Here is a 19,837-nt window from a genome sequence, read left to right as displayed (position 1 = left end):
CGCAGGCGCGCGCACCCTTGAGGTCCGCCCGGCCCGGGCGTATCACTCGGGCACCGCGCGAAAGGGAGATCGCCATGCAGACCTACAAGGACCTTGCGGAGGCCATTGGCCACACACCGCTGATCCGGCTGAATGCCGCAAGCGCCGCGACCGGCTGCGAGATCTTGGGCAAGGCGGAATTCCTCAATCCGGGCCAGTCCGTCAAGGACCGGGCTGCGCTGTATATCATCCGCGATGCGGTGGCGCGGGGCGCGTTGAAGCCGGGCGGCACGATCGTCGAGGGGACGGCGGGCAATACCGGGATCGGGCTGGCACTGGTCGGGGCCTCCATGGGGTTCAAGACCGTGATCGTGATCCCCGAGACCCAGTCCGAAGAGAAAAAGGACATGCTGCGTCTGGCGGGCGCGGAGCTGGTGCAGGTGCCGGCGGCGCCGTATCGGAACCCCAATAATTACGTGCATTACTCGCGCCGTCTGGCCGAGCAGCTGGCCAAGACCGAGCCCAATGGGGCGGTTTGGGCAAACCAGTTCGACAACACGGCCAACCGGCAGGCCCATGTGGAGACTACCGGCCCCGAGATCTGGGAACAGACGGGCGGCAAGGTGGATGGCTTCATCTGCGCGGCGGGCTCTGGCGGCACGGTCGCCGGTGTCGGCATGGCGCTGCAACCCAAGGGCGTGAAGGTCGGGCTGGCCGATCCCGATGGCGCAGCGCTCTATCACTATTACGCCCATGGATCGCTCAAATCCGAAGGCTCGTCGATTTCCGAGGGGATCGGGCAGGGGCGGATCACCGCGAATCTCGAGGGGTTCACTCCGGATTACAGCTATAACATCCCCGATAGCGAGGCGCTGCCGCTGGTCTTTGACCTGCTGCGGGAGGAGGGGATCTGCCTTGGCGGATCCTCGGGCATCAACATCGCGGGCGCGATCCGGATGGCCCGGGATATGGGGCCGGGTCATACGATCGTGACAATCCTGTGCGATTACGGCACACGCTACCAGTCCAAGCTCTACAATCCCGAGTTCCTGCGGGACAAAGGCCTGCCCGTGCCCGATTGGCTCGACGCGCTGCCCCGCAGCCTGCCGGCGGTCTTCGAAGAGGTCTCCTGACGGGATCGGAGGCGGCATCGCCCAAGGACGATGCCGCGGACCCGCGCCGCCCGGGCCGCTGGAATATCGGCGCGCGGGCGGGCGTCCGGCAGCACGGGCGAGGGGAACCCCGAGGCGCGACATGCTGGCCCAAATCCCCCCATTTCTGCCCTTGCAACCGCCCCAACTTTGGCGCTAAGACGCCCCTCACGGAGAGGTGGCCGAGTGGTCGAAGGCGCACGCCTGGAAAGTGTGTAGGCGGGAAACCGTCTCCAGGGTTCGAATCCCTGTCTCTCCGCCACTCCTTCCCTATCCGCGTTACGTTGCTCTCTCTCGTAGGGCGTCGTTGCCCTTGGGGCTCCAATCAACGAACACGCGGCTTCGTTTTGGTTGACTTTGCCCCAACATCACCCCGGTCGTTTCTTTGCTTGGATCGGCGCTGTCTCAGAACACGACATGCCCTGCGTTCCGCGACCTTCAACTCACCGCGAACACGATCAGTGCAAGCGCGGCGGCGAGTGGGGCTCAGAAGTTTCCCTTTGCAGCTTCGGCCGAGATCAGTTTGTCCAGCGCCAGATCTGAAACAGCCTTTCGAAGCCGTTCGTTCTCTTTCTGGAGGCGCCTGAGCTCCTTCAATTGATCCGTGCCCGTTCCACCGTACTTCTTCTTCCAACGGTAGTAGGTCTGTTCAGTCACGCCAATCTGCCGGATCGCGTCCAGACGCGGCATAGCTTGCCCCGTCAGGACCTCAACCTGCCGTAACGTCGTGACAATCTCCTCGGGCTTTGGCCGCTTCTGTGCCATGTGTTTCCTCCGTTTTCCCAAACATAGCGGAGGATAACTTCAGTGGGGGAGGACCACATGGACGACGTCTCAAACGGTCCGGCTTGTGCGAGGAGTGGGACGCTTGTGACGAAACTGAAGTAGATAAAACTCGTGTTCCTTCACTACTATCGACGCATGGGGTTGCGCGTCTTTCTGTATGCGCTCTTGTCCGTTGGTGCGACTTTCGTAAGCCCTCTCTCAAGCGCGGCAATCGGTTCCGAGGTTGCCACGGATTTCTATCTCTTTCGGTCACACCGGTGCTCACGATTTTTGCGAGTAGCATGCTGGCCGCCTCTACGTTTTCGTTGAGCATCGTGGTTTCGGCCCACCGCACTATAGCCGAAACCGCGACACCAAGGATGCACCGAATTCCGCTTGAAGACATGACGCCCAGTCGACGCTCTCGGTATTCATTGGGGCATTTGCCTACTCTCTTGGTTCGCTGGTGCTCAACAGGGTGGGTTTCTACCCAAAGGGTGCGGCCCATCTGATGATAGGTGAAGCTGCTTTCGTTGTGGTGGCCGTGGTTTTCTCGCAGCTGGGGTGGAGCAACCACCTGACGGCCTTGGGAAGCCTTAACGACAGCCTGAGGACAGCACAGCTTCGCGCGACAGAGGCTCTGCTTGCCCATGGGCGGCACCCCCTTTTCGGCGCGTCTGAGCTGACGGAAGACAGCGTTATGCCGTTTGAAACACGGGCATTGCGTGCGTCGCTAGCTGGGTATCTGCAGTTGATGGACATGGCTCACCTGCAAACCTGTCTTGCCGGAGAATCGACACTTCATCTGACTGCGCGACCGGGAAAACACATACTCACCGGAGATATCACAGAGCACGTGTCCGGTCCCGTTGATGCTCAGTGTGCGACAAGCTTGAGAGCGCCTTCACCTCGGCCCCATAAGGACCCATGGGCATGCCGCCGAATTTGGTCTCATGGTAACTTAAGAGATCGCATCCAAGACGTTTTCCCCGGGATTGAACGATCCCGGAACGGCGGTCGAAGTGCTCATGGTGCTGAAAACGCCTCTTTGGCGACGTGCTTTTGAATAGTCGACTGACGATGTGCCCGAGGCCTAAAATGACGCCGTGCATCTTCCGGGCGCGACGGAATTCGTCGAGGCCTCCTTTGCAAAACTCTTGCGCGATTGCAGCGGCAATTTTGAGGTCTTGCGAAAGCTGGTACAGCGCTTGGCGGGCTTGTAGACCGCCGACCATCAGGAGCTGTCACAAGCCGCACGTGATCTGGCCGATCAATCCATCTTGATGGCAGGGACCTCCGGCTTGTCGGAACAGGACCTTGCACAATTGAGATCAGAGGCGGTCGCTGCGTCTGCGTCTGCGCCCGTGGATAGCGTGCCTCCTGCTCTGATGGTTCACAACAGAGGAAGGCAGGTCTGGTGCGCGGGGACCTCTTCGCTGTGCGATATGGGGAGGGGGTAGTCTCTCTCTCGCAACTGCAATAATCGTCGGAACTAGGCTCGCGGTAGCTCAATCCGTAGCGGGCGACAGCCATGGAAGCGATGCCATAGCGATGTGATCGCCCATCCAAGCCAGCGATCCTTTACACGGCCGCCGGATAGCACTTCAGTGCGAGGCTGTGTGATAGATTAAGACCTCCCACGAGTGTCTGGCCCCCTGTTTCTGGGCCATTGATTTGGGCTTTCTCTAATTTGGTTTTTGGCACAGGCAGGCGCATGCTGAGGGCTTGATGCGGGAGCGGGTGTTGTCGACCGGGATTGTCGACACCATTCGCGATGCTTTGGTGATCCTGTACCAGCGCCTCGCTGTGATTTCGGCAAGCCCTGCGTTCTTCGATACTTTTCTCGGGAAAGAGCGAGAGACCTTTGGGCGGCGTCTGGATGAATGCAGAAATGGTCGATGGGCGATCCCAGACCTTCTGGCGCTTCTTGTCCAAGGCGTTCCTAAGAATACCTCAGTTGAGGATTTCGAGGTACACCACGTCTTTCCGAAGATCGGGGAGCGGACGAACCTTCTTCACGCGCGCAAGAGGTGATCCTTCTCAACGCGCGCGAGATGTATTGGCTTAGAAACCAAACTTATACGCTTCTCCTTGCGATGCGGGGGCTCACAGGTTGGCGGCGGCCTGAGGCAGAGCGCGAACAGACTTGCATGCAAATCGCTTGCTCGAAGCTGATCTGTAATTCCTGACAATCCTGCCTCGGGCGGATGCGGCGATGAGGACGTCTCTGGGGGTCACGTGATGCGCGGGGTCACTGCGCATCCGGGCGTATGCGATTGTATACCGATTTGCCTGATTTCACCGCCGCTCAGCCAAAACGCGAAGCCATGGATATTTTCCGGGGCGAACTATGTCCTAGTTTATAGCGACACGCGGATGTTCGCCTATAGAGAGAACTACCTACCGACGGACCGACTGGAGCAATGGGGCGTCCTTCATCTGAAAATCTACGAGAGCGGCTCCGCCGGGAGACGCTCCGGTCACATATTGCGCTCGACGTGATCGTATCTGAATTCGATCTACGGAGTCGCGACGGCCTTGCCGGCTTTCTCGGTATGCAAACCGCTGCCCTGAGCGTACTCACGGGGTTTGAGAGCTCACAGGACTGCCGGCGCGTGATGGATGACATCTTGGCGCGCGCAAAATCGGACCTGCGTGTTCTCGGGGTTCGACCCAATCACATGCCGTTCGACGCGTCCCAAGCCCTGCATCCGCTCGCGCTGGATTACGTGATCGCAGGATCACGGCTCGGAACGCAGGTTTTGAAGCGGCGCTGGACTGCTGCGACCGACCCGTTGACGCAGAGCGCGAGCGCGTATTTTTCAGCACCGACCTATATCGAGTTCTGGCGCGGGTTCTGTCAGCAGACCGAGACTATCCTCGGCACGGACCCTGTTGCGAAGGTTGTCCTGAAAGATGCAGACCGTATCTTCGAATTCTACAACGCATGCGCGAGGTCCGCGCGAAAGTCGCTTGGAGTCCTTCATGTCTGACACTCAGAACGCCCGCCAAGAACCCACCTACGACCTGACGAATTGTGACCGGGAACCGATTCACATCCTCGGCAACGTTCAGAGCTATGGGTGTCTCATTGCTGTGTCGTCGGATTGGATGATCACCCATGCATCGGAGAACTGTGGCGATCTCATTGGGTATGATGCGCGCATGTTGGTGGGTGCGCGGTTCATCGATATTCTCCCGGAAGAGACGGTTCATTTTCTGCGGACGAAGATGCAGGTCCTTAGCTATCAAAACGGGGCGGCCCGAGTTTTTGCCCATGCTGCCTTCGGGGATTCTCGGCTCTTTGATATCTCAATCAGTCAGAACGACCACAATCTCATCTTTGAGTTTGAGCCCCGTTCAGAACACCCAAAGCCGCAGGATGACGGGGCGACGGTCCAGGCCTTGATTGCACGCGTGCAGCGGCACTCCACGATCGACAAGATGGCCAAAGAGGCGGTGCGGGCGATCAAGATCCTTTCCGGGTTCGATCGGGTCATGGCCTATCGGTTCAACGAAGATGACAGCGGAACCGTGATTGCCGAAGAGCGAGAGCCGCAGCAGGAACCCTTTCTGGGTTTGCGATACCCGGCGAGCGATATTCCAAAGCAGGCGCGCGCGCTCTACGTTCGCAATCCTCTTCGGATCATCTCGGATGTGAATGCGCCGGTTTACGGAATCTATCCCAGCACAGATCCGAATGGCCGTCCGCTCGATCTGTCACTGGCCGTCACCCGCGCGGTGTCGCCGATCCATCTGGAATACCTGCGCAACATGGGCGTGGCCGCGTCCATGTCGGTGTCTATCTTGCGCAACGGGAAGCTCTGGGGACTCTTTGCGTGTCATCACAGGTCCGCGCATCACGTCGGCTACGACTTGCGAAGCGCGATCGAGCTTTTTGCGCAGCTGTTCAACTATGAGCTGGCGCAAGTGGAGCTGAGCACCGAGCTTGAGGAAATTGATCGGGCGCGGTCTTTACATGACAGGCTCATGTCGCAGCTTTCGGGGGGCAAAAGCGTTTCCGAAACCTTCGAAGTTTTCTCGGAGAGCATCAATGAAGTGGTCCCGTTTGATGGCGCTGCGATTTACACCGAAGGCACCTACAAAGCGCGTGGATCCGCGCCGACCGCTGAAGAGTTCGCAGGGCTCGCGAGGTTTTTGAACACCACGCCACCCGGGCAGGTTTACCAGACCCATGCTTTGATAGAGCGCTACCCCGAGGCCGAAGGGCTTTCGGACCGGGTCGCGGGAATCCTTGTCCTGCCGATCTCCCGTACGCCGCGAGATTACCTCGTCCTGTTCCGTCGGGAGATTGCAACATCCGTCAACTGGGCGGGCAATCCGGACAAACCGGTCGAGGCGGGGCCGAACGGGATCCGGTTGACCCCGCGAAAAAGCTTCGAGGCGTGGCAACAGGTCGTGCGCGGGCAATGTGCCCCGTGGCGGGGCTCAGAGCTGCGCGCGGCGGATGCGTTGCGCGTGACGCTTCTCGAGGTTGTCCTGAAAATGGCGGATGAGCGCAACGTCATGCGCAAGCAGGCGCAGGACCAACAGGAACTGCTTATTGCCGAACTCAACCACCGGGTCAGAAACATCCTGAACCTGATCCGGGGTCTGGTCTCGCAGGGGCAGGAAGAGGCGCAGACGGTGGACGATTACCGAACCGTTCTGGATGCCCGGGTCTTTGCGCTGGCGCGGGCCCATGACCAACTCACGGAGACCGAGTGGGGGTGGGTGCCACTGCGCAATCTGGTGGACACCGAGGTGAAGGCGTTTCTGACCGGCAAGGAGCAGCGCGTCCGGATCACCGGGGACGAGATCGCATTGTCGCCGACGGCCTTTACCACCCTCGCACTGGTTCTGCACGAGATGGTGACGAATTCCGCCAAGTACGGGGCGCTCAACGACTCGTCGGGATCGGTGTCGATCGATGTCGCCCTGCAGAAAGACGGCGTCGCCAAGCTTTCATGGCGCGAGATGGATGGTCCGGCGGTTCAGGCGCCCACCCGGCGCGGGTTCGGCACGACCATCATCGAACGCTCCATTCCCTTCGAATTGAAGGGGCAGGCGGAGGTGCGATATCGGATGACCGGCCTCGAAGCGGATTTTGTTCTGCCCTCGGCTCATGTGCGCAAGGCCGAGATCACGCCGGTGTCGTCGGACGCGCCCGAGGTTGAACACGTCGCCAAGGTGCAGGTCGCCGGACATTGCCTCGTGCTCGAGGACAACATGGTGATCGCATTGGACGCGTCGGACATGCTCTCCGATCTCGGGGCGGATTACGTGCACACGAGCGGCTCCGTGGCGGGCGGGCTGGAAATCATCGAGAAGAACGCGATTGCCTTGGCCGTTCTCGACGTGAATCTCGGCGATGAAACCTCGCTGCCCGTTCTCAGGAAATGTCTGGAGCTCGAGATCCCGGTCATGCTCGCCACGGGCTATGGCGCCAATGAGGACCTGGTCAGCAAGTTCCCGAATGTCCCGATCCTGAAGAAGCCGTACAATTCGGATAGCCTCAAGCGGAAATTGGCCGAGCTGGGAGCCATCGGTTGAGCACGCGATCCCAAGGGCGGGCCCGGCGTCCTGTTTGCGATCAGGCAGGAATCATGCCGGGTTTGCCCGCCGCGCGTGGCAGGGCCGCAATCCCCCGGCACATCCGAGCCTGAGCTTCTAAGACGCGTGGAGCCCGAGCCGGGCGCGCGCCCGAGTAGTGCGTTTTCGCGCCAGCGGATGCTCGGGTAACAACAAAAGCGGAACAAATACGCGGTTTGCGCGTTCTTTCGGCATGACTTTGATTTTTCGCTGTTTGCTGCTGACTTTTATTCTAATCTCCGGCGTCGCCTCGGCGCAGGTGTCGTCGAGCGCTTGCGACAGCGAGGCGGTTTATTGCATCGACGAGCTGAACATTGGTCTCGCGCCTTCGGGGCCGGAGGTGGATCGCGCCACGCCGCGCGCCACGTTGGAGACATTTCTCTTTCATGCGCGTCAGGAAAACTGGGCAACGGCGGCGCAAACGCTGAACGTCAACGGTTTCGATACGAGTGTGCAGCCGCAGGTCGGCGCGGATCTGGCGCGCAAGCTCTATACCGTGATTTCCCGCAAGGCGGTGATCGACTGGGACCGGGTAATCGATCGCCCTGACGCGATGCAGACCGTGGGCAGCTCCTCGGAACCCATGCTCGGACAACCCCGAAAATCCATCCTGCTCTGGACCTTGGAAGTGCAGGGGCATCCGGCCTCGATACGGCTGGATCGCGTGCAGGTGCCCGGGACAGATGCGGTCTGGATCTTCTCGCGCCGGACGGTCGGCGATGTGCCGGCCCTCTATGCCGCCTATGGTCCGACGCAGCTTGAGCGCATGCTGCCCGATCCTCTCAAACAGAATGCCGGGTTCGGGTTCATGTGGTGGGAGATCCTGGGCCTTCCGATGCTTCTCGGGCTGGCGCTGGCGTGTGCAATGCTGGTCTGGCGCGGGCTAGGGCGCGTCCGGGATCGGATGGATAGCGAGCTTACCCGACGCGCCGTGTCGGCCGCGCGGGGGCCTGCGGCGACGGCCGTGGCAACCGGCGTTGCCCTGTTCTCGGGGGTCAACCTGTTGGTGTTTTCGGGTCAGATCAGTACGATCCTGACCCCGATTGCGTGGCTGGGCCTCTTGGCGTCCGGGCTGTGGCTTGTGGTGAATGTGGCGGATGTCGTCCTCGATGGCCTGACCCGGTTTGATGAGACGGACCTGACCCAACGGCAACAGATGCACATGCGTTCGATGGCGACCCGTGTCGCGGCGGCCCGGCGCGCCTTCACGGTCGCGATCGTTCTGATCGGGGGCGGTGTCTTTCTGTCGCAAACCAACCTCTTTCAGAACCTCGGACTGACCCTGCTCGGCACGGCCGGGGCGCTGACACTTGTGTTGGGTTTCGCGGCGCGCCGCGTTCTGGGCAACATCATGGCCAGCCTGCAGATTGCACTGAACCAATCCGCCCGTATCGGGGACCGGATCGTTTTCAACGAGGCGCTCTGCCACGTGGAGCGGATCAATTTCACCTATGTCCAACTGAAGGACTGGGATGGCACCCGGCTCATTGTGCCGGTCGAAGAATTCGTGTCCACGCCGTTCGAGAATTGGACCATGAAGGATCCCGAGATGCTCCGGGTCATCAAGATCAAATGTGCCCATGACGCCGATGTGGATCGACTACGCACCGTGTTCGAAAGGGTCGTTGACGAGCTGGAAGATGATGATCTCGGGTCTCTGGACAAGATGACCGTGCGTGTGGCCGAGCAGGATGTGTTCGGCAAGGAGGTCTGGTTCGGTCTGCCGTGTGCGGATCCCAACACATCTTGGGACATTGCCTGCATGGCGCGCGAGAAAATCCTCGCCGAGATCGCCCAGCTCGAGCGCGCCGAAAAGGTCGAGATCCTGCCCGTGCCGCCTGCCGCCGAGGCGGCGTGATGCGGCGCGGGGCCGGGCGCCTGCCCAAGTGAACCTTGGACCTCGCAACGCGTTTTAGCGTCACGCGCACCACAGGGCGGGCCCAGATGACCCAGTTCCAAACCAGTACGATCACCCAGAGAGACATCATCTCGCCGGAGCTCTACGCGGTCCGGGTTGCCGGGCATGTGGAGAATGATGCCGCCGAGGCGCTGGTGGAGTTCATGCGCGCAGCCTTTAACCGTCATGATGAGAAGATCGACATGCGGCTCGATCTGACCGCATTCACCGGAAACGACTGGGACAGCCTGTTTGACGGTGATGTGATCATTTCCGCTTCCGCGCCCTGACCGAGTTGAATCGCTATGTGGTCATCGCCGCGCTGGCCAAGGCCGAGAAGATCATCGACCTTATGGACAAGGTCATCCTGGTCGATGCCAGAACGGTCTCCACCGACGAGGCGGCAAAGGCATGGGCCTGTCTTGGTGAAGTGCCCCCGGCGGCCCGAACCGTCTGATACCCGAAAATCCCGAGGTGGCGTTCGCGCTGCCTTTGTTGCCGTTTGGGCGTGTCTGTTCGACTTGCGCGGCACGTCAACCGCACCTGATATGCCCGGATCTCCGCCGCTCGCAACGCGGTCGCAAACCCGGACGGGAACAGAGTCCCCCTGTCGCGCGTTGTCACGTCAGAAGTTTGTTTCTTTTTGTTGCGTGAGGCTCCCTGTGACCGCGGTGTCGGGTGATGTCGCCTTCCGCACAAGGACCCGAAATCGCCCAGAAAACGGAGAACACTGTGACCAGAGGTAGAGACGCCAGACGCCCATCAGACATTCCCGTGGCGGGGTGGTACGACATTGCAATGCGGATCAAGACCCGCGTGGCCGAAGAGCGATTGAGCCTCGTGGCCGCCGGGGTGGCCTTCTTTTCGATGCTTGCGCTCTTTCCGGCGGTCACGGCCATGCTCGCCATTGGTGGACTTCTTCTCGAGCCGGGAACGATCCTGGCACAGATGGAACAGTTGCGCGGGATCGTACCGCCAGAGGTTCTCGATATCGTCATCGGTCAGGCGACCGAAGTGTCGACATCCGACGGTCTGGGCTGGGCTCTGCTCATTTCCATCGGGCTGGCATTGTGGTCTGCATCGCGCGGGGTCAACACGCTGTTTGTCGGGTTGAACATTGCCTATGACGAGGAGGAGAAGCGCGGGTTTGCCATCAAGACCCTTCAGGTGATCGGCGTCACCGTGCTTGCGATCATCGGCGCGATCCTGGCCAGTCTGGTGCTCGCCATCCTGCCAGCGGTGCTGACCATCTTCTCGAAGGGCGGTGTTGCGTTCTGGGGCACACAGATTCTCGCGTGGATGGTCATGTTGGGGAGCCTTACCCTGGGCCTCGCCATCGTCTACAGGTTCGGTCCGTCGCGCACCAATGCTCAATGGCGCTGGCTGTCGCCGGGCTCGATCTTCGCCAGTATCGGATGGGTGCTCGCATCCATCGGGTTCACGCTCTACGTGGCCAATTTTGCCAGCTACAACGAAAGTTTCGGGGCGCTCGCCGGCGTGATCATCCTGTTGCTGTGGCTATGGTTGACCTCCTTCGTCATTCTGGTGGGCGGCCAGCTCAACGCAGAGATCGAACATCAAACGAAGGTGGACACCACTGTCGGAGATCCCAAGCCGATGGGCGAGCGGGGCGCGACCATGGCCGACACGCTTGGCGAGGCACAGGCCTCCTGACGAAAAAACCCGTGGAGACATCTGGTCTCCACGGGCTTATCACACGGGTCGAAAAAAGAGCCGGATCTTGCGATCCGGCTTTTTTGATGTGACGGATCAGGCGTCTTCGAGCCAGCGATCCACCTCTTCCTTCGCTTCTTCCTTGGTCTTGCCGTATTTGGACTGGATCGTCCCTTCGAGACGGGTGCGGTTGCCCTCGATCTGGTCGATCTCGTCATCGGTGAGCTCGCCCCATTTGTCCTGGACCTTGCCCTTGAACTGCTTCCATTCGCCTTCGATTTGATCCCAATTCATCGTGATCTCCTTCTCTGCGTTCGTTGCGTTTCGAACCGCGTTGCGGCTGAAAGGTTAACGCACAACCCGGGTCGTTGTTCCGCGTCGTGCATGGCTTCGGCGCGCATCAGCCTGTTTCAGCCCGGCACTGCGGGGCCTTCTGTCAGAAGAGCGTCCGCCACGCGCAGCTTGGCCCGCACCGCCGGGGTCACAACAAACGGGTAGAGGTCGCCGAGCCCCATGGCACGGTTCACGTGGTTCAGCGCCATGGTCAGCTCCAGAGATGCGCTCAGCGCCTCTCCGGCATCATCGGGCACCTCGGCGGGGGCAAGTCCGACTGCGCGCGCGCTTTCGGTCACGTCCCGCAGGTGCAGGGCATGCGCCGCCGTCTCGGCCCAATCCTCGTGGGGGTGGCTGGAGGCGTAGGCGGTGATATGCGCCGCGCGCCAACCGGGGTCCGCACCCGCATCATGATACTGCGCGAGCGCCGCGCCGTAATCCGTGCGCTCATCGCCGAAGGCGCTACGGAACTGGTCTGCGAACCCGGGATTCTCGGCGAGGCGCAAGAACAGAAAATGCGCAATCTCGTGACGGAAATGTCCGATCATGGTGCGATAGGGTTCATCCATCTGCTCGCGGCGGGCGATGATCTCGGCCGGATCGGCCTCCGCGACGTTGATGGTGATATGGCCGTCCAGATGTCCCATCATCGGCTGCACCGGGCCGCGTCGGGTCTGCTCGCTGAGCAGATCGAAACTTGGCCGCGCGCCGGGATCGTCCGTAGAAAACCAACCAAGCCCCATCAGTTGCGCAAACACCCAACGCTTGGCAGCTTCGGCCCGGCGCCAGAGCGCGGCGTTGCCCTCGACCGCCAGATCCGGATGGGTCCGGGTGGTTTCACATGCCGCACAGGCGGCACCTGCCTCGGAGGCCTGCCAGTTGCAGCCGATCTCGTCGCGAAAGGCGCAAGGGCGGGCGAGCCGCGTCATCGTGCCGAGGTCGGCATCAAAGCCGAGCTCGACGCCGCAGCCGCATTGCAGATTTTCGAAATAGACTTGTTCGCCGCAACTGGGGCATTGGAACACGCGCATGGTTGTCCTTTCGGGGACGGGTCATTCTTCACAAAAAGAAGGGGCGCCCCAATGGGACGCCCCCGCGTACTGAATTTGAAACTCGCACGCTTTCCGGGGGCCACACACTACACTCCCCCGAACATCGGTTTACCCGAAGACGATCTGCTCAAGACGTTCCTTGGTGAAGTTCTCTTCACTGGTGTCCAGTGCAAGGATCTCGGCTTTCTTCTCGTTGGACAGGCTGTCGGCGTCCACGGCAATGTCGTACTCGTCAAGAATACCCTGGACCACGTCGCTTTCCGGGATGTTCACTTCGAGCTCGACGTCGGGCGTCGCCACATAACCGTCAACGGCGGTGTCGGACGCACTCACACCCACGATCTGCTCCAGACGCTGCTGCGTAAAGTTCTCTTCGGTCAGGTCGAGAGCTTTGATCTCGGCCAGCTGCTCCATGCTCAGGGCGTCGGCATCAAAGGCAATGTTGTACTCATTCAGGGTCGTCTGCGCCTCGCGCACCAGGTCCATCTTGGCGTCGGCGAGAACCGGAGCGGCCAGAAGGGTCAGGGCGGTGGTGTAGGTCAGAATGCGTTTCACGGTGAAACTCCTATGGTAGTTACGTTTATGTGGCGCGGTCTCACCGTGCCACTTGCATCCACAACACGCCCCCCCGACCGATAGTTCCGAGAAAGTTCGAACCTTTTCGCAAAAGACCGGCGCCAGCGCGCCTCGCCGGCTCGGGGCATACTTCTGTTATAGGGGCACCTGAATCGCATCTGAATTTCTGCGATTTTTGTCGGAGCCAGGACTGTCGTCCCGGTTGTTTCGACGGGTCATGGAACCGGCTGGTGCGGCGCGGCGTTACCTCTCCAACTGTCAAACCGCAGGAGGATGCGATGGCGCATTGTGATACAGATACGTCCAAGACACTTTCCGAAACCGCTCGCGAGCAGGTTCGCCGGACCGCTGACGACGCAAAGGACACGGTCAAGCGTGAACTGAAGAGCCACGCGGAGGACATGCGTGACAACGCTGCGACCGAGACGCAGAAAGTGGCGAATGCAGCCGATGCGGCGGCTCAGGAGTTCGATGCGGGCACGTTGCAGGCACAGGCCGCCAGCCAGGTGGCCGACGCGCTGGAGCAGGTCGCCGCCCAGGTTCGCACCACTGACCTCGACCGTCTTGCTCGGACAGCCAGCGGGTTCGCCCGTGAAAACCCGGCGCTGTTTGTCGGTGGTGCTGCCTTGCTTGGTCTGGCGGCCACGCGGTTCCTCAAGGCCCGCGCGCCCCAGGCGGAGCGTCCGGTCGCCGCTGCGGCGCGCGCGTATCATGATGCGTCCACATGGCAGGATGACGATGATCCCTGGGGTGCCCACGGATCTGCGAACCTGACGGGGCGGGGTGCGGTATGAGCCATCCTGATGATATCAAGCAGGCGCCGTCGCATTTCGTGAATGCGCTTCGCCAGTTCACGACGCTGGTTCAGGACGAGATCGCCCTGATGCGCGTCGAGCTGTCCACGTCACTGTCGAAGGCGGGTACCGGCCTTGCCATGATCGGCGTGGCCGCGCTGACCGCGCTGGTTGCGCTCAACACGCTGGCCGCGGCCCTCGTCGACTACCTTGCCATGTCGGGCATGAGCATCGGCACGGCGGCCCTTATTGTAGCGGGTGTTTTGTTCACTGTGGCGATCGGGCTCGTGATGGTCGGCAAATCGCGGCTGAAGCCCGAGGCGCTGATGCCCGAGCGGACGGCAGAGAACATCAAGCGCGATGTCGCGCATATCAAGGAGGCCACCGATGTCTGAAGAACGACTTGATCATATCGAACGTCGCGTGGCGCGGGACCGGGCCGCACTGACCCAGTCGCTGGACGCCCTCGCCAACACCTTTGCGCCCGAGCGCATGTCGCAAACAGCCGAGGGCTACGCCGTGGAAATCGGTCAGCAGGTCTGGGGTGAGGCGAAGAAGAACCCGGCCGCCTTTGCACTGGTCGGGGCAGGGCTCGCTCTGCTGTTGAGTGGTGCCGGGAGCCGCGACCGCGTTGCGTCTCCGACGCCTGCGGCGGATCCGGTGGATGCCATGGACGGCTTCGATGCGCGCGTTGCCGCCGCCGATGCGCAGATCCGGCAGGATGCGACGGGCGAACGACGCCCGAAAGTCTCGTCGCGCCGGTTGCGTGCTGCGGTGAATAGCGGGCTTGAGCGTCTCAACCCCGAAACCCGGGCGCGTGTTCTGAAGCTGCGCCATCAGGCGATCGCCACCCAGATGGAGATCGAGTCCCGAGCCGAACGCACGGCGCGCAAAGCAGGGGCCGCCTATGGCCGCCAACCGCTGGCCTTCGGGGCCGCCGCGTTCGGGATTGGCGCATTGATCGCCTCGGCTCTGCCGAGCTCGCGGCGCGAAGATGAGCTGCTCGGCGCGCATCGCGACCGCCTGATGGGGGCTGCGTCCGACATGTTGCAGTCAGAGCTTGCCGCCCTCCGTGCAACTGACGCCACGGCTCCGACGGCGCCTGCAGCCACGAGCGCCGATGCGAGCCATGTGACGGGCAATGCCTATGCGCGTCACTGATCTTACGACCCGTTTTCGGTTGCACGGCCTCTGATGTTGTCCGTGCTTTTATCCGAGCGAAGTGCTCGGCTCATGCTGCTCCTCCTGACGATTATCGGAGGGGCAGCTGCCCTGTATCTGGCCAAGCCCATTCTCGCCCCCGTTGTTCTGGGGCTGGTGGTCGGGGTCGTGGTTTCCCCGATTGCCGATCGGCTGAGCCGATATGGTGTGCCCCGCGTGATCGTTGCCGTATCGGCCTTGATAACGGCCTGTCTGGGCATCACCGGTTTTTTCCTGATGCTCGAGCCATTGATCTCGGCCCTGGTGTCGAAACTTCCCAAAATTCGCGCCGAAATTCAGAACTGGGCAGAGACCATGTCGAATGCCCTGCGTGGGATCGAGGAGCTGAGCGCCGAAATCGAACGCACGGTCGGCAGCGATGCCGAGGTGGATTTGGGCGAAAGCATTCCCACGGTCATGGACGCCCTGCTGCTCGCGCCGAATTTCGGAGCGCAGATCCTGATCTTCGTGGGAACCCTGTTTTTCTTCATTCTCGCGCGCAATGACATCTACAACCAGGCCGGCGCATTTCGGAACAATCTCTTTCGCGCGGATCGGGCTGTCTCGCGGTATTTCGCGATGGTGATGCTGGTCAATGCCGGGCTGGGCTTGGCAACTGCGGTGGTTCTGACCGTAGTCGGGGTCAACAACGCCATACTCTGGGGGTTCACGGCGGCTGTCTTGAACTTCGTGATCTACCTGGGGCCGATCATTGTGATGTTCGGGTTGCTGGTTGCGGGGCTGATGCAGTTTTCCGGGGCGATGACCCTGTTGCCGGTTGTCGCGTTTCTGTGCCTCAACCTCGTGGAGGCGCAGTTCGTCACGCCGGCTTTCGTTGGCCAGCAATTGCAGATAAGCCCGCTGGTCATCTTTATCGCGATTGTCTTCGGGCTCTGGCTCTGGGGGCCGATCGGGGCGATCGTGGCGCTTCCGGCCTTGCTCTGGATGTATGCCGCGATGTCGGCGGAGCGTGAATCGCAGCTCATTACCACATAAAAAAAGCCCCATCTGGTTCAACCAAATGGGGCTTTTAATCAGACCGCCCTGCGGTCTCGGGTCGTTCCATGTCAGCTCCGTACGGCGCGCAGCACCAGAGTGGCAATCGCGAGCACAACGAAGACGATGAAGAGAACCTGAGCGATGCCGGCACTGGCAGACGCGATACCGCCAAAGCCGAAAACGGCGGCGATGATGGCGACGACGAAGAAGGTAACAGCCCAACCTAACATGATTTATTCCTTTCAGACGATTTCAGACTTGTATCCCCCCAACGCTGCGCTAGCGAAAAAGGTTCCATCCTGAACCGGCAGGGTTGTGACGGGAAAAGGGGAACAAAAACTGCGGGAGCGACGTTGATCCACGGAATGCAATCCAAAGGAGCACACGATGTCCTTCGCCGAGTACAATACAGACGCGACACCCGAATCCGCGACCCCCGAGACCAAGGCGCAGGAGATCCGGGCAGAAGCTGCAGAGCAGATTTCCGAGATGACCGAGCGCACCAAGGCGCAGGTCGATGCCGGTCTGCAGGACCTGCAACGTATGAGCGACGAGTTGAGCACCGAAGTGTCCCGTGCCGTAACCTCGGCCACCGAAGAGGGGACGCGTTTCGTGCGCGAGCATCCGGGTGCCGCACTTGCCGGCGCTGTCGGTCTCGGCGTGCTCGTCGGTCTCGCGCTGCGTCCGCGCAGCTGATCCGCCGCGCGCTTCGATCTAAGATCCCGAAAAGTTGGGAACAATTTCCGAAGCGCCGCGTTGACACCCCAGAACACAAGTAAAGGAATTCAACCATGAAAACCCCGTATATTGTCGTCGCCGCCGTGGCCGCTGTCATCCTGATCGCCGGGACCACCTATATGGTCGATGTCGAGCAGACCGAAGAAGCAGCCCTGCCTGAAGTGTCCATCGAAGGCGGCAACATGCCCGAGTTTGACGCCGAAGTGGGTGATGTCTCTGTGGGTGAAACCACTGTGACCGTGCCGACCCTCGAAATCGAGAGCCCTGAGGAAGAGCGTCGCGCGGAATCCGGTTTTGCCGACACGGATAGCAGCAATACCGTGACCGCGAACTGATCCACGCCAGGATCCTTTGCCAAGAGCCCGGACCTTGTGTCCGGGCTTTTTCATGTCCGCTCTGTCAAGGCGGAACCCGGATGCGGGGACGGGCGTTTTGACCGTATGGAAGATCTCATGCAGACACTGCCCGACGACGCCCTTGCCCCCCTCATGGACCAGCTTCAAAGCTGGGCCGAAGCCAGCCTCGCCGCGCTGCCCCGGCTGGGCATTGCCCTTCTCCTCCTCCTGTTCACGGCCCTGGCGGTCAAGATCGCCCATAGCCTTGTGCGCCGGATCGGAGGGCGCGCAAGAATGCGGCGCAATCTGATCGACGTCCTGCAGCTGCTGAGCTCGGTCACCTTCTGGCTGATCGGCGGGTTGATCGCACTGACGGTTGTCTTCCCGACGGTGACGCCCGCGCGGGCTTTGACCACGCTCGGTCTCGGGTCGGTTGCGATCGGCTTCGCCTTCAAAGACACGTTCGAGAACTTCCTCGCCGGGATCCTGATCCTTCTGCGTGAACCGTTCCAGATCGAGGATTACATTGAATGTGATGGTGTCGAAGGTCAGGTCGAGGCGATCACCATCCGCGACACCCATATCCGTCAGACCGACGGTCAACTGGTGGTCGTCCCGAATGCCGAGCTGTTTCACAACCCGGTCACCGTGCGCACGGATCGCGATGTGCGCCGCGCGACGCTCATCTGCGGGGTGGCCTATGGCGAGAATGTCGACGAGGCGCGCGAAGTGATCGAAAAGGCCGTGCGCAAGGTCGATCTGGTGCGCGATGATGTGCGGGACATCCAGGTATTTGCCCAGGCCTTTGGCGCAAGTTCGATCGACTTCGAGATCACTTGGTGGACAGGCTCTCGGCCGGTCGATATCCGCGCGAGCCGAGATCAGGTCGTGGCATCGGTGAAAGCGGCGCTGGACGAGGCCGGGATCGAAATCCCGTTCCCCTATCGCACGCTGACGGTTAACGGGCCGATCCCGGTCGAGCCCGTATCGCCCTCATCCGGATAAGCCGCCGCAAGGGAACCTTTTCCGCATGTGGGCGTTGAGCGATCATGACCCATTTCATTCCGCTCCCGTTTCCCGACCTCGCCAGTGGCAGGCCGCGCCGTTGTGGCGTCGAGATTGAATTTGCCGGCCTGACCGAAGCGCAGGTCGTGGCCCTGATCCTCAACGAGTTGGGGGGGGAGCTGGGACAACATTCGCGCCACGCGGCGACGGTCACCGGAACCGAACTGGGCGATATCCGGGTGGAGCTCGATTTCTCGCTCGCCCATGACCATCCGTCCGAATTGCTGGAGACGGGGATCGGACTGGCACGTCCCCTGATCCCCGTGGAGGTGATCACCGAGCCGCTGGATCCGGCCCAGTTGCCCATTCTCGACGCGCTTTGCGCGGCCTTGCGGCGCGAAGGGGGCGAGGGGACCGGCCAAAGCATGTTGCGCGGATTTGGCGTCCATTTGAATGTGGAGGCGCATGACCCGGACGAGGCGTTTACCCGCCGTACCATTCTCGCCTTTGCACTGCTGGAGCCCTGGCTGCGTGCGACCCTCCCGCCGGATAACACCCGTCGGGTGCTGCCCTTCGTGAACCCCTGGCCGGTTGGGCTGGTCGACGCATTGGTTGCCGACCCGGATGCGCCGTTCTCGATCCAATGCGCGCATTACGCAGCCCATGTTAAGACGCGCAACCATGGGCTCGATCTTTTGCCCCTGTTCAAGTTTCACGCGCCGCAGGCCTATGCGCGCGCCTTCCCCGATGCATTCAAAGTGGCCGCACGCCCGGCATTCCATTTCCGGCTGCCCGATTGCCGCCTGAATGATGCGGATTGGTCTCTGTCCGAGGCATGGAGCATGTGGCGCGCGGTGGAAACCCTGGCTGCAGCGCCGGACTTGCTGACGACCCTGTGTTCCGCCTGGACGCAGCATCGAAAGCAACTGTTTGGTGGGGCGCGCAAATGGGCGCGGACGGTCTCTGATCTCACGATCCCGCAATCCCGGGAAGCGTCATGACACGCCCTGTCATTGGCGTGACCACGTCCAACCGCTCCGGCTGGCGTGTCTTTCCCATCATCAATTTGAACCTCTGGGTGACCGGTGGGCGTGGCCTGCGCTGGGGCGCCGGGCGACCGGCGGATCTCGACGCGGTTGATGGCATCGTCATTGGCGGCGGGGATGACATCTCGCCGGAGCTTTACGGCATGGACATCAAGACGACCGCACGGCTCGACCCCGCGCGGGACGCTCTTGAACATGAGTTGGCGCAGGACGCCCTCTCCCGGCATATCCCGGTGCTTGGCATTTGCCGGGGCGCGCAGATGCTGAACGTCGCTGCCGGGGGATCGCTGCATCAGGATGCGTGGACAGTCTATCCGGACGCCAAGCCGATCACGACGGTGATGCCCAAACGCAAGGTTCAGATCTGCGACAAGACTCGGCTGAGTTTCATCGCCGGTACAGACACCATGCGTGTCAACGCGCTGCATAGCCAGTCGGTCGACCGCGTGGGGCAGGGGATGCGCATCGCCGCGCAAGATAGCGCCGGAATGGTGCAGGCCATCGAGGGGGTGACCGATCCGTTCACGCTCGGCGTTCAATGGCATCCGGAGTATCTCATCTATGCCAAGCGACAACGCGCCCTGTTTCGCGCGCTCGTCGTGGCGGCGCGCGCACGCGCCGCGCAGCGGTTGCAGACGCCGGAGGTGACGCAGGACGCGCTCGCGTCTTTCTGAGCCTTCCCGGGCGGAACCCGGCGGCCA

Annotated in this window: 22 protein-coding genes, 1 tRNA gene and 2 pseudogenes; 20 read left to right on the top strand and 5 right to left on the bottom strand. The window is 61.4% G+C overall.

Annotated elements, in window-relative coordinates:
• Positions 1-74: 74 nt before the first annotated feature.
• Together ACP150_RS11690 and ACP150_RS11685 are read left to right on the top strand one after the other, a co-directional pair.
• Positions 75-1,112: a cysteine synthase A gene (locus ACP150_RS11690; RefSeq protein WP_424966811.1), complete on the top strand. Its 1,038-nt coding sequence runs from the start codon at positions 75-77 to the stop codon at positions 1,110-1,112.
• 190 nt (positions 1,113-1,302) lie between these two features.
• Positions 1,303-1,392, top strand: a tRNA-Ser gene (locus tag ACP150_RS11685).
• 120 nt (positions 1,393-1,512) lie between these two features.
• On the opposite strand, the pseudogene ACP150_RS11680 reads toward ACP150_RS11685, so the two are convergent.
• Positions 1,513-1,895: pseudogene (locus tag ACP150_RS11680) on the bottom strand (transposase); the annotation flags it as partial.
• On the opposite strand from ACP150_RS11680, the gene ACP150_RS11675 reads away from it, so the two are divergent.
• The 9 genes and pseudogenes from ACP150_RS11675 to ACP150_RS11635 all read left to right on the top strand — a co-directional run bounded on the left by ACP150_RS11675 (position 1,889) and on the right by ACP150_RS11635 (position 11,058).
• Positions 1,889-2,407 (top strand): DUF2254 family protein, encoded by a 519-nt coding sequence (locus ACP150_RS11675; RefSeq protein WP_424966962.1) that lies wholly within the window; start codon positions 1,889-1,891, stop codon positions 2,405-2,407. The pseudogene ACP150_RS11680 and the gene ACP150_RS11675 sit on opposite strands and share 7 nt — an antisense overlap.
• Positions 2,320-2,961: pseudogene (locus ACP150_RS11670) on the top strand (DUF2254 family protein); the annotation flags it as partial. The gene ACP150_RS11675 and the pseudogene ACP150_RS11670, both read left to right, overlap by 88 nt.
• A 662-nt stretch (positions 2,962-3,623) precedes the next feature.
• A complete protein-coding gene (locus ACP150_RS11665; protein ID WP_424966810.1) occupies positions 3,624-3,929 on the top strand; it encodes a hypothetical protein in 306 nt (101 codons plus the stop codon).
• Between the two features lie 584 nt (positions 3,930-4,513).
• Positions 4,514-4,888, top strand: coding sequence for a hypothetical protein (locus ACP150_RS11660; RefSeq protein WP_424966809.1), 375 nt, complete (start codon positions 4,514-4,516; stop codon positions 4,886-4,888).
• Positions 4,881-7,448: an HWE histidine kinase domain-containing protein gene (locus tag ACP150_RS11655; protein WP_424966808.1), complete on the top strand. Its 2,568-nt coding sequence runs from the start codon at positions 4,881-4,883 to the stop codon at positions 7,446-7,448. Before ACP150_RS11660 ends, ACP150_RS11655 begins: the two co-directional genes overlap by 8 nt.
• 232 nt (positions 7,449-7,680) lie before the next feature.
• A complete protein-coding gene (locus ACP150_RS11650; RefSeq protein ID WP_424966807.1) occupies positions 7,681-9,345 on the top strand; it encodes a mechanosensitive ion channel family protein in 1,665 nt (554 codons plus the stop codon).
• An 86-nt stretch (positions 9,346-9,431) separates the two neighbouring features.
• Positions 9,432-9,674: a hypothetical protein gene (locus ACP150_RS11645; protein WP_424966805.1), complete on the top strand. Its 243-nt coding sequence runs from the start codon at positions 9,432-9,434 to the stop codon at positions 9,672-9,674.
• Between the two features lie 5 nt (positions 9,675-9,679).
• Positions 9,680-9,841 carry a hypothetical protein gene (locus tag ACP150_RS11640; protein WP_424966804.1) on the top strand — a complete coding sequence of 54 codons (162 nt, stop codon included), beginning with the start codon at positions 9,680-9,682 and terminating at the stop codon, positions 9,839-9,841.
• A gap of 341 nt (positions 9,842-10,182) precedes the next feature.
• Positions 10,183-11,058 carry a YihY/virulence factor BrkB family protein gene (locus tag ACP150_RS11635; RefSeq protein WP_424966803.1) on the top strand — a complete coding sequence of 292 codons (876 nt, stop codon included), beginning with the start codon at positions 10,183-10,185 and terminating at the stop codon, positions 11,056-11,058.
• A gap of 96 nt (positions 11,059-11,154) precedes the next feature.
• On the opposite strand, the gene ACP150_RS11630 is transcribed toward ACP150_RS11635, so the two are convergent.
• The 3 genes from ACP150_RS11630 to ACP150_RS11620 all read right to left on the bottom strand — a co-directional run bounded on the left by ACP150_RS11630 (position 11,155) and on the right by ACP150_RS11620 (position 12,998).
• On the bottom strand, positions 11,155-11,352 hold the full coding sequence (locus ACP150_RS11630; protein WP_424966802.1) for a CsbD family protein: 198 nt from the start codon (positions 11,350-11,352) through the stop codon (positions 11,155-11,157).
• Between the two features lie 116 nt (positions 11,353-11,468).
• On the bottom strand, positions 11,469-12,422 hold the full coding sequence (locus ACP150_RS11625) for a zinc-binding metallopeptidase family protein (protein WP_424966801.1): 954 nt from the start codon (positions 12,420-12,422) through the stop codon (positions 11,469-11,471).
• Between the two features lie 129 nt (positions 12,423-12,551).
• Positions 12,552-12,998 carry a hypothetical protein gene (locus tag ACP150_RS11620; RefSeq protein WP_424966800.1) on the bottom strand — a complete coding sequence of 149 codons (447 nt, stop codon included), beginning with the start codon at positions 12,996-12,998 and terminating at the stop codon, positions 12,552-12,554.
• Between the two features lie 422 nt (positions 12,999-13,420).
• Here ACP150_RS11620 and ACP150_RS11615 point away from each other — a divergent pair, with 422 nt between their 5' ends.
• From ACP150_RS11615 to ACP150_RS11600, 4 genes are all read left to right on the top strand, one after another.
• A complete protein-coding gene (locus ACP150_RS11615; RefSeq protein WP_424966799.1) occupies positions 13,421-13,813 on the top strand; it encodes a hypothetical protein in 393 nt (130 codons plus the stop codon).
• On the top strand, positions 13,810-14,208 hold the full coding sequence (locus ACP150_RS11610; RefSeq protein WP_424966798.1) for a phage holin family protein: 399 nt from the start codon (positions 13,810-13,812) through the stop codon (positions 14,206-14,208). The genes ACP150_RS11615 and ACP150_RS11610 overlap by 4 nt, the downstream gene beginning before the upstream one ends.
• Positions 14,201-14,974, top strand: a complete 774-nt coding sequence (locus ACP150_RS11605) for a hypothetical protein (protein ID WP_424966797.1) — start codon at positions 14,201-14,203, stop codon at positions 14,972-14,974. Before ACP150_RS11610 ends, ACP150_RS11605 begins: the two co-directional genes overlap by 8 nt.
• 72 nt (positions 14,975-15,046) lie before the next feature.
• Positions 15,047-16,009 (top strand): AI-2E family transporter, encoded by a 963-nt coding sequence (locus tag ACP150_RS11600; RefSeq protein WP_424966796.1) that lies wholly within the window; start codon positions 15,047-15,049, stop codon positions 16,007-16,009.
• 71 nt (positions 16,010-16,080) lie between these two features.
• Here the strand turns inward: ACP150_RS11600 and ACP150_RS11595 are convergent, their stop codons facing one another.
• Positions 16,081-16,242, bottom strand: a complete 162-nt coding sequence (locus ACP150_RS11595) for a DUF1328 domain-containing protein (protein ID WP_424966795.1) — start codon at positions 16,240-16,242, stop codon at positions 16,081-16,083.
• Between the two features lie 157 nt (positions 16,243-16,399).
• On the opposite strand from ACP150_RS11595, the gene ACP150_RS11590 reads away from it, so the two are divergent.
• The 5 genes from ACP150_RS11590 (at position 16,400) to ACP150_RS11570 (ending at position 19,810) form a co-directional block, all read left to right on the top strand.
• Positions 16,400-16,708 carry a hypothetical protein gene (locus ACP150_RS11590; protein ID WP_424966794.1) on the top strand — a complete coding sequence of 103 codons (309 nt, stop codon included), beginning with the start codon at positions 16,400-16,402 and terminating at the stop codon, positions 16,706-16,708.
• Positions 16,709-16,803: 95 nt separating this feature from the next.
• On the top strand, positions 16,804-17,085 hold the full coding sequence (locus ACP150_RS11585; protein WP_424966793.1) for a hypothetical protein: 282 nt from the start codon (positions 16,804-16,806) through the stop codon (positions 17,083-17,085).
• A gap of 153 nt (positions 17,086-17,238) precedes the next feature.
• Positions 17,239-18,090 carry a mechanosensitive ion channel family protein gene (locus ACP150_RS11580; protein ID WP_424966961.1) on the top strand — a complete coding sequence of 284 codons (852 nt, stop codon included), beginning with the start codon at positions 17,239-17,241 and terminating at the stop codon, positions 18,088-18,090.
• Positions 18,091-18,134: 44 nt separating this feature from the next.
• Positions 18,135-19,091, top strand: a complete 957-nt coding sequence (locus ACP150_RS11575) for an amidoligase family protein (RefSeq protein ID WP_424966792.1) — start codon at positions 18,135-18,137, stop codon at positions 19,089-19,091.
• Positions 19,088-19,810, top strand: coding sequence for a gamma-glutamyl-gamma-aminobutyrate hydrolase family protein (locus ACP150_RS11570; protein WP_424966791.1), 723 nt, complete (start codon positions 19,088-19,090; stop codon positions 19,808-19,810). The genes ACP150_RS11575 and ACP150_RS11570 overlap by 4 nt, the downstream gene beginning before the upstream one ends.
• The last annotated feature ends 27 nt before the right edge of the window (positions 19,811-19,837 follow it).

The sequence above is a fragment of the Dinoroseobacter sp. S375 genome, assembly GCF_049800775.1.
GTDB lineage: Bacteria > Pseudomonadota > Alphaproteobacteria > Rhodobacterales > Rhodobacteraceae > Dinoroseobacter.
The sequence above is the reverse complement of the archived record's forward strand: the minus strand, read 5'-3'. Positions and strand labels throughout refer to the sequence as shown.

What these genes read in the sequence shown, in the direction of transcription:
- ACP150_RS11660 (WP_424966809.1), top strand. Translation starts at nt 4,514, where the DNA reads ATGGATGACATCTTGGCGCGCGCAAAATCGGACCTGCGTGTTCTCGGG.
- ACP150_RS11665 (WP_424966810.1), top strand. Translation starts at nt 3,624, where the DNA reads ATGCGGGAGCGGGTGTTGTCGACCGGGATTGTCGACACCATTCGCGAT.
- ACP150_RS11625 (WP_424966801.1), bottom strand. Translation starts at nt 12,422, where the DNA reads ATGCGCGTGTTCCAATGCCCCAGTTGCGGCGAACAAGTCTATTTCGAA.
- ACP150_RS11590 (WP_424966794.1), top strand. Translation starts at nt 16,400, where the DNA reads ATGTCCTTCGCCGAGTACAATACAGACGCGACACCCGAATCCGCGACC.
- ACP150_RS11595 (WP_424966795.1), bottom strand. Translation starts at nt 16,242, where the DNA reads ATGTTAGGTTGGGCTGTTACCTTCTTCGTCGTCGCCATCATCGCCGCC.
- ACP150_RS11645 (WP_424966805.1), top strand. Translation starts at nt 9,432, where the DNA reads ATGACCCAGTTCCAAACCAGTACGATCACCCAGAGAGACATCATCTCG.
- ACP150_RS11600 (WP_424966796.1), top strand. Translation starts at nt 15,047, where the DNA reads ATGCTGCTCCTCCTGACGATTATCGGAGGGGCAGCTGCCCTGTATCTG.
- ACP150_RS11605 (WP_424966797.1), top strand. Translation starts at nt 14,201, where the DNA reads ATGTCTGAAGAACGACTTGATCATATCGAACGTCGCGTGGCGCGGGAC.
- ACP150_RS11690 (WP_424966811.1), top strand. Translation starts at nt 75, where the DNA reads ATGCAGACCTACAAGGACCTTGCGGAGGCCATTGGCCACACACCGCTG.
- ACP150_RS11655 (WP_424966808.1), top strand. Translation starts at nt 4,881, where the DNA reads ATGTCTGACACTCAGAACGCCCGCCAAGAACCCACCTACGACCTGACG.
- ACP150_RS11580 (WP_424966961.1), top strand. Translation starts at nt 17,239, where the DNA reads ATGGACCAGCTTCAAAGCTGGGCCGAAGCCAGCCTCGCCGCGCTGCCC.
- ACP150_RS11615 (WP_424966799.1), top strand. Translation starts at nt 13,421, where the DNA reads ATGCGTGACAACGCTGCGACCGAGACGCAGAAAGTGGCGAATGCAGCC.
- ACP150_RS11630 (WP_424966802.1), bottom strand. Translation starts at nt 11,352, where the DNA reads ATGAATTGGGATCAAATCGAAGGCGAATGGAAGCAGTTCAAGGGCAAG.
- ACP150_RS11610 (WP_424966798.1), top strand. Translation starts at nt 13,810, where the DNA reads ATGAGCCATCCTGATGATATCAAGCAGGCGCCGTCGCATTTCGTGAAT.
- ACP150_RS11585 (WP_424966793.1), top strand. Translation starts at nt 16,804, where the DNA reads ATGAAAACCCCGTATATTGTCGTCGCCGCCGTGGCCGCTGTCATCCTG.
- ACP150_RS11570 (WP_424966791.1), top strand. Translation starts at nt 19,088, where the DNA reads ATGACACGCCCTGTCATTGGCGTGACCACGTCCAACCGCTCCGGCTGG.
- ACP150_RS11575 (WP_424966792.1), top strand. Translation starts at nt 18,135, where the DNA reads ATGACCCATTTCATTCCGCTCCCGTTTCCCGACCTCGCCAGTGGCAGG.
- ACP150_RS11650 (WP_424966807.1), top strand. Translation starts at nt 7,681, where the DNA reads ATGACTTTGATTTTTCGCTGTTTGCTGCTGACTTTTATTCTAATCTCC.
- ACP150_RS11635 (WP_424966803.1), top strand. Translation starts at nt 10,183, where the DNA reads ATGCGGATCAAGACCCGCGTGGCCGAAGAGCGATTGAGCCTCGTGGCC.